The organism is Citrobacter sp. Cy070 (genome assembly GCF_030332245.1).
In the GTDB taxonomy this organism is placed as follows: Bacteria; Pseudomonadota; Gammaproteobacteria; order Enterobacterales; family Enterobacteriaceae; genus Citrobacter; species Citrobacter youngae.
The window spans coordinates 37,164-48,001 of sequence record NZ_JAOWIG010000063.1 but is presented as its reverse complement, the minus strand read 5'-3'; the positions used below and the strand labels follow the sequence as shown (position 1 = coordinate 48,001).

At 46.7% G+C, this 10,838-nt stretch carries 15 protein-coding genes, 1 tRNA gene and 1 pseudogene; 11 read left to right on the top strand and 6 right to left on the bottom strand.

What is annotated here, in order from left to right; translation table 11 throughout:
- The 11 genes and pseudogenes from OGY19_RS10340 to OGY19_RS10290 form a co-directional block, all read left to right on the top strand.
- A pseudogene (locus tag OGY19_RS10340) lies at positions 1-441 on the top strand (transcriptional regulator); the annotation flags it as partial.
- A 25-nt stretch (positions 442-466) separates the two neighbouring features.
- Positions 467-1,003, top strand: a complete 537-nt coding sequence (locus OGY19_RS10335) for a DUF4339 domain-containing protein (RefSeq protein WP_039026470.1) — start codon at positions 467-469, stop codon at positions 1,001-1,003.
- A 51-nt stretch (positions 1,004-1,054) separates the two neighbouring features.
- Positions 1,055-1,621, top strand: a complete 567-nt coding sequence (locus OGY19_RS10330) for a hypothetical protein (RefSeq protein ID WP_039026469.1) — start codon at positions 1,055-1,057, stop codon at positions 1,619-1,621.
- Between the two features lie 89 nt (positions 1,622-1,710).
- Positions 1,711-2,121 carry a hypothetical protein gene (locus tag OGY19_RS10325; protein ID WP_039026468.1) on the top strand — a complete coding sequence of 137 codons (411 nt, stop codon included), beginning with the start codon at positions 1,711-1,713 and terminating at the stop codon, positions 2,119-2,121.
- Positions 2,122-2,198: 77 nt separating this feature from the next.
- Positions 2,199-2,435: a DUF905 domain-containing protein gene (locus OGY19_RS10320; protein WP_039026467.1), complete on the top strand. Its 237-nt coding sequence runs from the start codon at positions 2,199-2,201 to the stop codon at positions 2,433-2,435.
- 85 nt (positions 2,436-2,520) lie between these two features.
- The gene (locus OGY19_RS10315) at positions 2,521-2,979 is read left to right on the top strand and encodes an antirestriction protein (protein ID WP_039026466.1); all 459 of its coding nucleotides are present in this window, start codon (positions 2,521-2,523) and stop codon (positions 2,977-2,979) included.
- Positions 2,980-2,994: 15 nt separating this feature from the next.
- Positions 2,995-3,471 (top strand): JAB domain-containing protein, encoded by a 477-nt coding sequence (locus OGY19_RS10310; protein ID WP_039026465.1) that lies wholly within the window; start codon positions 2,995-2,997, stop codon positions 3,469-3,471.
- An 8-nt stretch (positions 3,472-3,479) separates the two neighbouring features.
- Entirely contained in the window at positions 3,480-3,701 is a 222-nt protein-coding gene (locus OGY19_RS10305; protein ID WP_039026464.1) for a DUF987 domain-containing protein, read from the top strand.
- 17 nt (positions 3,702-3,718) lie between these two features.
- Positions 3,719-4,036, top strand: coding sequence for a type IV toxin-antitoxin system YeeU family antitoxin (locus tag OGY19_RS10300; RefSeq protein ID WP_039026463.1), 318 nt, complete (start codon positions 3,719-3,721; stop codon positions 4,034-4,036).
- A gap of 20 nt (positions 4,037-4,056) precedes the next feature.
- Entirely contained in the window at positions 4,057-4,398 is a 342-nt protein-coding gene (locus OGY19_RS10295; RefSeq protein WP_039026462.1) for a TA system toxin CbtA family protein, read from the top strand.
- 399 nt (positions 4,399-4,797) lie between these two features.
- Complete coding sequence (locus tag OGY19_RS10290; protein WP_039026461.1) at positions 4,798-5,868, top strand: DNA cytosine methyltransferase; 1,071 nt, start codon at positions 4,798-4,800, stop codon at positions 5,866-5,868.
- On the opposite strand, the gene OGY19_RS10285 is transcribed toward OGY19_RS10290, so the two are convergent.
- From OGY19_RS10285 to OGY19_RS10260, 6 genes are all read right to left on the bottom strand, one after another.
- Positions 5,847-6,506 (bottom strand): HNH endonuclease, encoded by a 660-nt coding sequence (locus OGY19_RS10285; RefSeq protein ID WP_039026460.1) that lies wholly within the window; start codon positions 6,504-6,506, stop codon positions 5,847-5,849. The genes OGY19_RS10290 and OGY19_RS10285 overlap by 22 nt on opposite strands.
- Positions 6,507-6,831: 325 nt before the next feature.
- A tRNA-Thr gene (locus OGY19_RS10280) sits at positions 6,832-6,907 on the bottom strand.
- Between the two features lie 165 nt (positions 6,908-7,072).
- On the bottom strand, positions 7,073-7,537 hold the full coding sequence (locus OGY19_RS10275) for a methyltransferase family protein (protein ID WP_061067350.1): 465 nt from the start codon (positions 7,535-7,537) through the stop codon (positions 7,073-7,075).
- 192 nt (positions 7,538-7,729) lie between these two features.
- Positions 7,730-9,178 carry an EAL domain-containing protein gene (locus OGY19_RS10270; protein WP_286596437.1) on the bottom strand — a complete coding sequence of 483 codons (1,449 nt, stop codon included), beginning with the start codon at positions 9,176-9,178 and terminating at the stop codon, positions 7,730-7,732.
- Positions 9,179-9,519: 341 nt separating this feature from the next.
- A complete protein-coding gene (locus OGY19_RS10265; RefSeq protein WP_286596435.1) occupies positions 9,520-9,993 on the bottom strand; it encodes a FidL-like protein in 474 nt (157 codons plus the stop codon).
- Complete coding sequence (locus OGY19_RS10260) at positions 9,968-10,699, bottom strand: winged helix-turn-helix domain-containing protein (RefSeq protein WP_101743104.1); 732 nt, start codon at positions 10,697-10,699, stop codon at positions 9,968-9,970. Before OGY19_RS10260 ends, OGY19_RS10265 begins: the two co-directional genes overlap by 26 nt.
- Positions 10,700-10,838 lie beyond the last annotated feature (139 nt).

Below are 10,838 nucleotides of genomic sequence, written 5' to 3'. Positions count from 1 at the left end.
GATATTTTTCCGGGGCTGGACCGGCGTCTGGCGGGCATGCTGCTCACTGCAGGAGGGATGCCGTGTCTGGTATGGCAGCCGCCACAGTCTGTGTCACCGACCAGCTCACTGGTCTTCTACCGTCTCGTCAGTGCCATTACCGCCTGCCAGCGGGTACTGCTGCTCGCTGATGGTGAACGCTGTGACGGACTGGCTCCGTACCGCCTGATATCACTCGATGGCTGCTGGTACCTTACCGGTGAACTTAACGGGCATATCACCGTGCATCCTCTGGCGACCATCCATGCGGTGACAGTTCTGAACACCACTTTTACCCCGCAAAAACGTCTCAGCCAGTTAACCATACAGGCGGGCTTTATCCGGGCCCTTCCGCACTTCAGCTGTATCCGCGAAGTCCTGTCTCCTGGGCCCTCTGAGGAGCCGGGCAACACACTGATTTAATGACCTCTGTTAAGAAGGAAAAACAATGACCTGGCATTACGAGAAAAATGGCATACGTCACGACAATGTGACCGAAGATGACATCACTGACCTGATTGCGCGCGGTGAACTCACCGCTGCCACGCTGGTGTGGCGACAGGGTATGACGGATTGGCAACCGGTCTCCGCCACCCCGCTTGCTACAGTACTGCAGCAAAGCACCATCCCGCCCGCACTGCCGGGGCACCGCATTCCCGGCGGAGTGGTATGGACGCTGGCATTTGCTCCCTTCATTGGTTATGCGCTTGAGCTGTGGACGGCAGGGTTGAACGGTATGTCCTTTGACGAGGCATATGATGCTGTCTCGGGCGGACAGTACTGGTTTATCACGCTGCTGCTCAATATCGCATTGGGGTATCTCGATGAGCGACGTCTGCGTAAGGCCGGAGTGGACACCATCACGTTCGGCAAACTGGCGTGGCTGGTACCGTTCTATCTGTGGCGACGGGCGAAAACCCTCGGTCAGAAACCGGCTTACTTCTGGGTATGGCTGGCAATGCTGGTTCTGACCGTTATGGCCTGAATCCTGCTCAGACAACAACATGCCTATATGATGCAATAAAAGGATATCACGATGAAAAAAAGACTCACTACTCTGGCTGTTACAGGGCTCCTGCTGCTCACGACCAGCGCACATGCCTACGATGTCACCGGTCGTCTCACCAACTGGTACGACATGAAGAAAAGCGGCTGGACCTCTGCGGATGGCTATGATGATGTGAAAATGCTCAATGCGCTTGGGTTGAAGGCTGACATCATTGGTTATTATCCGTGGACGAATACATTTTTGCTGCGCCAGGCCTATAACACCCCTCTGTATCTAGCTGACAAAAAAACAAAAACCGTCCGTTATCTGAACCTGAAAACGGCTAGCGGATATGCTTCTGATCTTGATGTGGTGTACCAGGGTGAGGATAACGGTAAAGGGTGTTACTTCAGTATCGTCGATACACAGGTGCAGCTTGAGATGGTTAATAAAAAGGCGGAGCCCCGTGTATTGATGGTGCTGCCTGAAAGCTGCACAAATAAACAACAACTGGCTGCCATTAAGGCCAGGCAGACAGAAAAGGATCGCCAACTGCAACAGTGGGCCTCTCAGCAAAGCCTGAAAGAACTGTGCCGCCGTACCGGTAACTGCTGAGCATCTGATTAAAGACGTTTTAAATCACACCAGATGCCCTGCAAATATATCGGGTGTCATCTGGCACCCATTAATTCAGGAAGAATGCCATGTTAAGTATTATCACTTCAGCCATATCCGCCCTCATTCTGTTGCTCGCCACCTTCAGTGCCAGTGCCGCTCAGCTTCCGGCAAACCTGATGGATAAAGACAATCCAGGCCAGGAGTACTGGTGCCAGGGAAACGACATCAATACTTCCATGTGTTCACTGACCGGTGTCAGCGACGACCATAAATTTGCCCTGATTCAGGACCTGCCGGGCCCGGCCTGTGAAGACCTTAGCTTCGGGGTTATCGACCTGGTGCGCCAGACCGGTGTCAATATTCCTTACGATGGTGGTGACTGTAAGGGCGATGTGCAGGCCGGATTTGTGCGCAGCACGAAAGATAATGCCCTGTATGTGAAAATTGTCCGGGGTAGCAAAACCCTGCGGCTGTATAAGGTACAAACCGGTTACTGATTATCACCCCACACCTGCATACACCCACAACCCCTGACGCGGCAGCGTCAGGGGTTTTTGCTTTTAAGGTACATCGAATGCCTGAATCTCACATGCTGCCACCGGGACCTTTTACCCGACAGCAGGCCGAAGCGATTACCCGCAGGTATCGCAACATCAGCATTGAAGACGACCAGGGCACACACTTCCGCCTGGTGGTTCGTGACTCTGAAGGTCGAATGATCTGGCGGGCGTGGTGCTTTGAACCGGATGCCGGTGAAGGGCTTAACCGTTATATCCGCAAGTCAGGCATGCTCAGAGCATCCTCCTCCTGACCACACCCATTCATCATCCCTGTATATCCTTTATTTCCCATACGCCAACCATCGTTGCTGGCGTTTTTATTGACGGAGAGTATCCATGACGACACAAACTCAATGCGAATTGGTACCCGCTAATGAACCTCAATTTGCCCTTACTGCAACACCAGTACCTGACGAACAGCGTCTCGATTTCTGGCCGCAGTACTTTGGCTCTATCCCACGATGGATAACGCTGGAACCCCGCATTTTCGCCTGGATGGACCGCTTCTGTGATGAGTACAGCGGTGGTATCTGGTCCTTTTACACGCTCAGCAATGGCGGCGCGTTTATGGCTCCTGATGCTGACAGTGACGATAAATGGCATCTGCTCAACGGCATGAACGGCAATGGTGCGGAAATGAGCGCAGAAGCCGCAGGTATTGCTATCTGCCTGATTGAATACAGCCATCACGCCTGTCGTACAGAATGTGACGCAATGAACGCACACTATTATCGCCTGCGGGACTATGCCCTGCAGCATCCTGAAGCTTACGCCATTCTGCGCATCATCGACTGACCGGAGGTACAACGAATGAAACAGCTTTCCTTTTTACCCGGCGAGATAACGCCACAGGACCGGCGTCTCATCCAGCGCGCCCTCAGGATTCTGGACCGGCATCTGCATGAGCCCGGGGTAGCCTTCACCTCCACCCACGCCGTACGTGAATGGCTGCGACTGCATATGGCCGCGCTTGAGCGGGAAGAGTTCCGGGTGTTGTATCTGGACAACCAGAATCAGCTTATTGCCCATGAGACGCTCTTTAGCGGCACGATTAACCGCACCGAGGTCCATCCCCGGGAGGTGGTCAAGCGCGCCCTGTATTTCAACGCGGCGGCGGTAATACTGGCGCATAACCATCCTTCCGGCGAGACGACGCCCAGCCAGGCGGACAAAGCCCTTACGCAGCGACTGGTTCAGGTACTTCAGTTGGTTGACATCCGCATCCCTGACCATCTGATTGTCGGTGGCAGGAAAATCTATTCATTCGCTGAACATGGTTTGCTTTGAGGTATGACATGAAAATTATCAGTAAACGCCGGGCGATGACAATTTACCGTCAACATCCGGCCTCCCGCATTTTTCGATACTGCACCGGCAGATACCAGTGGCACGGTAGCGTCTGTCATTACACCGGTAAGGTAGTTCCTGACATTCCCGGCGTGCTGGCGGTATACGCCGAACGCCGCCAGGACCGCAACGGACCTTATACCTGTCTGATGAGTATCACCCTGAACTGACAATAAAGAGGTTATAAATGAGCAACACTACATGGGGCCTGCAGCGGGATATCACGCCGCGCCTGGGAGCACGTCTGGTGCAGGATGGCAACCGGCTGCACTATCTGGCTGACCGGGCCAGTATCACCGGTAAGTTTAGTGACGCCGAATGTCTTAAGCTGGATGTGGTATTTCCACATTTTATCAGCCTGATAGAGTCGATGCTGACCACTGGTGAACTGAATCCCCGTCATGCCTACTGCGTCATCCTGTACCACAACGATTTTACCTGCGAAGCCGATACTCTTGGTAGTTGCGGCTACGTATACATCGCTGTTTATCCCACTCAACGCTAACTAATTTCACGAGAGCAAGCATGAAAACTCTACCTGCTACAATTTCGCGGGCGGCGAAGCCCTGTCTGTTGCCCGTGGCTGTCTGGAAAATGTTACTGACACGCCTGCTTGAACAGCACTATGGCCTGACACTGAACGACACCCCGTTCAGTGATGAAACTGTGATTCAGGAACACATTGATGCCGGTATCACGATGGCTGATGCCGTTAACTTTCTGGTGGATAAGTACGAGCTGGTTCGTATCGATCGCAGAGGGTTTAGTTGGCAAGAACAATCACCTTATCTTCGGGCCGTTGATATTCTGCGAGCTCGACAGGCAACTGGCTTGTTACGACAAAGCCGAAGTGACCTAGAACGCTGAATTCTACGAGCAGCATTCCCAATCTTCATCACCAATATTTCTCCTTTATTTACTCCTTGCATAATGCGTCTGCTACTTACAGTGGACGCAATACATCTTACGGACAAAATATCATGTAAACAGATAGTAAGACCTTTCGTGATCAACTGAGACAGTTTGTCTCAGCCAGCACTAGACAACAAGCTCTGATCAAGATGATGCCCCTAACACTATTAAATGCTACTCATTTGATAAATTGAGGGTTCCATAACAAAGTAGTAGATTGCCTTGTCATACAGTAATCAAGTAACTAAGCTGACCGGCTTAATGGCGGTAGTACTGCTTGTTTTGTACAATTAGTTGCGTAATGGTCTCTGATCAGATAAATATACAACTGTTTTTATATACAGGTTTAATGGCATGTTACAATATACATCTGTAGAGATTTGCGCAGGAGCAGGAGGTCAAGCCTTAGGGTTACATAACGCTGGCTTCGCTCACCGCGCACTAGTCGAGATTGATCCAGCTGCCTGCGAAACTCTTCGCCTCAACAATGAGCTCCATTCTTTGGGTTGGGGAGATATCGTAGAAGGTTGCGTTAAGCATTTTGCTGAACACACTGCATATAGTTTTTCTGATGTTGATTTGGTTGCAGGGGGAGTTCCTTGCCCACCATTCTCAAAAGCAGGGAAGCAACTTGGCAAAGATGATGAACGTGATTTGTTTCCGACGGCGCTCAAAATTGTGAACACCATTAAGCCAAAAGCAGTAATGATTGAAAATGTTTCTGGTTTACTAGACCCAAAGTTTAAGCAATACCGGCAAGAACTAGATCATGCTTTCTCTGCAATGGGCTATAAAACCTTTTGGAAACTTCATCATGCCTCTGATTACGGAGTTCCTCAGCTTCGCCCACGTGTTCTTTTAGTGGCATTGCGTGGTGAATATGCAGCTCATTTTCATTGGCCGAGTGAAACGTTGATACCGCCGACTGTGGGTGATGCCCTCTTTGACTTAATGTCAATGGGAGGTTGGGAAGGAGCTGAAGCCTGGAGAAAGGCAGCAGATAATATAGCTCCTACACTTGTTGGCGGCTCCCATAAGCATGGTGGGCCAGATCTTGGCCCGACAAGAGCCAAAAGATCCTGGCAAGCGCTTGGAGTCAATGGACATTCCATAGCGGATAATGGCCCTGAAAAGGGGTTTATCGGGTATGTTGGAAGAGACGGAAAAATTCGGACTGGTTTTGAAAATATGCCTCGTTTGACTGTAAGAATGGCTGCACGAATCCAAGGTTTCCCCGACTGGTGGAAATTCTCTGGTAAAAAAACAGCTGCTTATCGTCAAGTCGGTAACGCTTTCCCCCCCCCTGTTGCCGAGGCAACAGGAAGGCAAATCCGTAAAGCACTCGAAGCTGTTGACATCATGAAAAAACAACAGTTGGCGTTACCACTCGAGTCAAATGATATTCAGAGCTTGCGTATTGCGTAGGCAACGATTTCGTCTAATGAAATCCCATCTGCATCGGCTAGCTGCTGAGCTTTTCTTAAAGCAGCTTCTGGCAGATGGAGCATTGTTGTTATCCCGAACTTTTCAGGGAATGCCCATGAGCATGTGTAACAATCATCAGTGCATCCCTCACATGCTCTTCTCTTACCTACGTTGCAATTGTGGCAAAGAGCTTGCCAATTGGTTAACTCATTTCCACCACCACGTGACAAAGGTATTTTGTGATCCGCTTGTAGCCCCCTGACCCCAGCAGCAACAGTTTTACCACATGTTGCACATGTGTTGCTGTGGTTAGAAAATAAACCAGATCGTTGTGATTCTGTCAGGTATTCCCTTTCCATTGGTGGGGCAATCATATTTGATTTTAGCCGCCAAGCATGCCCCGAGAACTCCGCAATGTACGAGCTTTCGAGATCACAGCCTAGTTCATCTCGCAATTCTCTTGTTCGTCTATCGAAGTACTTTTGCCCTGTCAGTTCCAGTAGTTCTATTGATGAGACCCAAGGTTTAGGAAAATCAATATCATCCGAGCCCCATAATCTCTTCAGGATAGTCAACTTGACTTCACTCAATCGCTTTTTTTTAGGTAACGTTGACAAATAATTTTCGAATAATTCCATGCTATCTCTCGAAAGAAACCTTAAAATCACAAGGGATTACACCACAGATGGAAGTGTACAGGGAAGGGCTATCTTAAAATCAGGCATACCTAAACAGGCTAAGAACCAAAGCTTCACAATACGTATTTTTCAAAAAAATCGTTCTGATATCACTACTAATGAACATCCTATCATCAATGTGAAAAATCGACAGGAATGAGCCAACCTGAAATTGCATATATCAACTGTTGATGTAGGTCGATGAAAATCACTTACACATACAGTTACACGCGAAAAAATTATAATATAAGCAAAGAGAGTTTTTAACGTAACTAATTGATTTTGATGGTGCCGATAATAGGAGTCGAACCTACGACCTTCGCATTACGAATGCGCTGCTCTACCAACTGAGCTATATCGGCCCTGATAAGGACATGCCCACGAATGCGAACACGGGGTAGAAGGTTAAAACTAACCGGGCGATGCGTCAATGGCCTTGTGAATCAAACGCCTAATTTTGCATCATCCGGTTTCAATTACGCACGAATCGTGTCGTGACAGGAATGCTTGTACCCGGTCGGGTATGACTATAGCCAGCGGCGAACCTGTCGCTCAAAGCGATCCCATTCCAGCCCGAAATGTTTTCGCAATTGTTCCTCTTCAAAATCAATATGCAATCTGGCAACCGCCAGCATAAACAGCGGTACAGCCACTACGCCAGCCGGACTGCCGATGAACAGAGCAAAGGCTAGCTGGAGTCCGCTCATACCAAGGTAGATCGGGTTGCGACTCCAGGCGTAACATCCGCCGGTAACAAGCGTGGTCGATTTATTTGCATGAAGCGGGTTCAGGGTCGTACGTTTCATCCGCATTTGCCATGCGGTATGCAGTATCATCCACAGACTGACACTGGCCAGTAATGCGCTTATCACGATATTTACCGCGCCAAATGTGAAACGTGAGCTCGCCGTCAACGCATCGGCAACGAGGAAAAGTACTAAGATGAGTGGCGGCGGAAACCAGGCTCTTAATTTTTGCAGGAAATGACGCATGGCTATGGACTAACCTCGGAAGCGGTTTGATTAACGCTGATACCGTTATAAATACCCTGTAAAAGACACATAAACAAACGATGCTTCATTCACTACAGGCTTTCGCCTTCACCAGACAGGCAGGATCTGTAGCACTAACCTCTGCAAAAATACCGGCATCAGAGGCATCCGCCCCTGATGTTCCCGACAGGTTTACGCTGAAAAAGTTGAATCCGACGCTGATTCAAACACCCCTACAGACTGCTTGTAAAAACGCATAAAATCATCAAACATCACTGGCGGTAAAAATTGATAGCCCTGCAGGTAATCCACATTATTTTTCCCCAACCATTGCTGCTGATAGCCATATTCAACGCCTTCCGCCACCATGCGTAATCCCAGGAGCCCGGAAAGATGAATGATTGACTCGAGCATAGGGATATGTTGCTCAGCTTCTTTAATAGCCTTGATGAAAGTTTTATCAATTTTGATAACATCCAGGTCTAACTCATTGAGATAGCAGAGGTTAGCGTATCCCGTCCCAAAATCATCTAAAGCAAACAGAACTCCTCTGTTTCGCAACGATCGTATCAGCTCTTTGATGGCTGGAGTGATAGTGAGAGTCTGATTTTCGGTTATTTCAATCATTAATTTTATCGGTAGTCTTTGCGTTATCTCCATAAAATTAAGGCATTCCCAATAAAAAACGGGATTACTTAAACCTGATGGACTGACATTAAAGGAGACGAATAGTGTTTTATTTATCCCCTCGCTTCCGTCGACCAGATTACGCGCAACGGTGGTCATTAAATAGCTCGTTAACTCATTCATTAAGCCACTTTTTTCAGCCAGAGGTATAAACTCACGCTGAGAAATCGCATAATTATGGCCCTGTGGCCATCGAGCCAAAACCTCAACGCCACAGACGTCCCCATTGATATTTACGATGGGCTGAAAATAAGGAATGATTTCTTCATTCCTTATTGCCATACTCAGTCGACCAGAATCTGAGACATCATATGCTTCGCCGTAAATTACATTCTCACCAGAATAATTGTTTGTCGGGTAACCTTCATGCAATAAATTATTCCTGGTTAAAAAAATGATGGTTTCATTAAAATGAGAAAATCCCAGGCGAGCGGTTATCCGTTCCCGATATCGATACACTGACTTAGTTGTTAGTGAGTTAGCAATACAAAAATCGTGCAACTTTTCTTTTGTGAATGATGCATACAACATTTCCTCTTCAAATTCAGTCAAATGAAAAGTAAACATCGTCGAACCTTTAGTGACCTCCACAACCTCATTGGGTGCCATTAAATTGGCTCTTAGCTGAGAAATCAATTGATCAGATAATTCTCGTCCATTAATGAAAGCATACTCCTCGTATCCTCGATTAACAGAACGAGTTTCATTCATCCGAAGAACAATACAGTTTATGTTGATAAACTGCGTGCTATTTCTCTGAAACCATTTCCTGACCAGGAGCAATGGTAACCGGTTATCGATCACCAGCAAACAGGACGGGTGTCGTGGAATAACTGACTGCGTACCAGAAATAAATGTTCGCGCATCAACCAGTACCAGATTTGGCAGCCATGCTTTTATCCCTGAGAAAAGAAAAATATCATAACCGAGCAGAAAAACCTTTTTCATATTCATAGTTACCACCAACTTAAATTTATGGCATAGCAGGTCCCTCGTTATATACACGAGAGAATATACAACACCTTCAGCCTCCAGCAATTATAAGGCGGTTCGTGAACTAACTTTATCCATAAGTCATATCACGTAGTTTCAGATTTTATAATCACAATTATCCATATGCGTATTCCCATTAAATGGTAAATCCATTTTAAATATCGAAAAAGGAAAATTCCTAATTTTCACCAGTACAAATCCTTTTACTCATTTTCACCACAAGACAAAATAAAAGACTACAAACATAAGAAACAACAAAACATACAACCACAAAAATCAAAATACTAACATATTATCTCGATTCATGCTGCCCGACAAACCATGAGCGTACGTCGCAGATCTCTTATCGCATAGACATTTCCGGCGATACGGATGACCTTATAATAGAAAATATCCTGTTGAGACATAAGCAGTTCGGTAATTTCATCGGGAACATTATCATTTTTGTTTTTGACGATAGCCTGGCGACGAATTTGCAAATATCCGTCGCGGTCTTTGCCAATAAAATTCAGAACAACATTACGATCTACAGCATAGTGCTTACCTTGAATATTAAGGCTCCCTACCTGGGATACCCGCCCTTCGGTAGCGGAAGAAATACGAAAAACCAACAGAACTTCACCTTCAATTTTTACCCCCTGAGTTTGCGCCTGCAAATGAAGGTAATTCTTGGCAGAGCAGGTCAACGTCTCAGGTTCTTGATGGCGATAAAAAAAGTATGCTGTTGTCACAGCAAGAAAGATCACCCCGCTAATAAAGATAATTTTCGCATTCACGGGCAACCCCTCCTTTATCCAGCGTACAGATCCCCAAAAAATTCTCTTTAAGATTATTACCTGCCGATAAATTATTATCATCATAAAAAACAATTGTTTTCTTGCCATTATGACAAATTATATTTACTTTTCGCCACATATCAGAAGATAAAAATGCCTTCGTTTTATCAGCATTATTGTCATCGGCAGTATAAAGTTCACAATCACCTATTGCCCTGATATAGATAAAATTCGTGGTACCTGAGTTAAGAGCTGGCAATATCAAAACCGCGCTCCCAAGAAAAGCGAACAACAAAATGAACAGAAGAATATTTTTGCGTTTCGGTGTTGCGGGTGAATTCACCGTTTCTGTTACCGAACGAACAGGTACATCCCTACTGAAAGATGACTGTTCATCATTGACCGAAGCATGGAACAAAAATCCCTGCCGGGGCAACGTTTCAATGGGGTTTTCGGCCCCCAACTCACTAAATGCTTTTCGCAATATACTGATACTTTTATTAAGGCTATGACCCGATGGGGCCATGCCATGCTTCTTCCATACTTCTTCTATGATAAACTCACGGTGGAGTTGTTGATTTTTATAGGCAATGAATAGCTCAAGTAGTCTCGCTGTAGATGCCGAAAGGATTATTGTAGTATCGCGATGTTTCAGGCTTTTTCTGGTGGAATCGTACTCAACCTGATCATTAATTATACTTTTCATACTACCTGACTCTTAAATACCGTGACATGGAGTACAAATGACCAAAGTTTCATCTGTGCCAAGCTGATTACTGCATTGTATAAAGATAGTTACAGTATAGGTTCGATATCTAACCATGACATATCGGATCAGACTCAAT

Bases quoted from the DNA above. Each gene is read 5' to 3' on its own strand.
- OGY19_RS10260 (WP_101743104.1), bottom strand. From the start codon at position 10,699: ATGAAAAGTATAATTAATGATCAGGTTGAGTACGATTCCACCAGAAAA.
- OGY19_RS10270 (WP_286596437.1), bottom strand. From the start codon at position 9,178: ATGAATATGAAAAAGGTTTTTCTGCTCGGTTATGATATTTTTCTTTTC.
- OGY19_RS10290 (WP_039026461.1), top strand. From the start codon at position 4,798: ATGTTACAATATACATCTGTAGAGATTTGCGCAGGAGCAGGAGGTCAA.
- OGY19_RS10285 (WP_039026460.1), bottom strand. From the start codon at position 6,506: ATGGAATTATTCGAAAATTATTTGTCAACGTTACCTAAAAAAAAGCGA.
- OGY19_RS10300 (WP_039026463.1), top strand. From the start codon at position 3,719: ATGAGCAACACTACATGGGGCCTGCAGCGGGATATCACGCCGCGCCTG.
- OGY19_RS10275 (WP_061067350.1), bottom strand. From the start codon at position 7,537: ATGCGTCATTTCCTGCAAAAATTAAGAGCCTGGTTTCCGCCGCCACTC.
- OGY19_RS10310 (WP_039026465.1), top strand. From the start codon at position 2,995: ATGAAACAGCTTTCCTTTTTACCCGGCGAGATAACGCCACAGGACCGG.
- OGY19_RS10320 (WP_039026467.1), top strand. From the start codon at position 2,199: ATGCCTGAATCTCACATGCTGCCACCGGGACCTTTTACCCGACAGCAG.
- OGY19_RS10330 (WP_039026469.1), top strand. From the start codon at position 1,055: ATGAAAAAAAGACTCACTACTCTGGCTGTTACAGGGCTCCTGCTGCTC.
- OGY19_RS10305 (WP_039026464.1), top strand. From the start codon at position 3,480: ATGAAAATTATCAGTAAACGCCGGGCGATGACAATTTACCGTCAACAT.
- OGY19_RS10325 (WP_039026468.1), top strand. From the start codon at position 1,711: ATGTTAAGTATTATCACTTCAGCCATATCCGCCCTCATTCTGTTGCTC.
- OGY19_RS10335 (WP_039026470.1), top strand. From the start codon at position 467: ATGACCTGGCATTACGAGAAAAATGGCATACGTCACGACAATGTGACC.
- OGY19_RS10295 (WP_039026462.1), top strand. From the start codon at position 4,057: ATGAAAACTCTACCTGCTACAATTTCGCGGGCGGCGAAGCCCTGTCTG.
- OGY19_RS10315 (WP_039026466.1), top strand. From the start codon at position 2,521: ATGACGACACAAACTCAATGCGAATTGGTACCCGCTAATGAACCTCAA.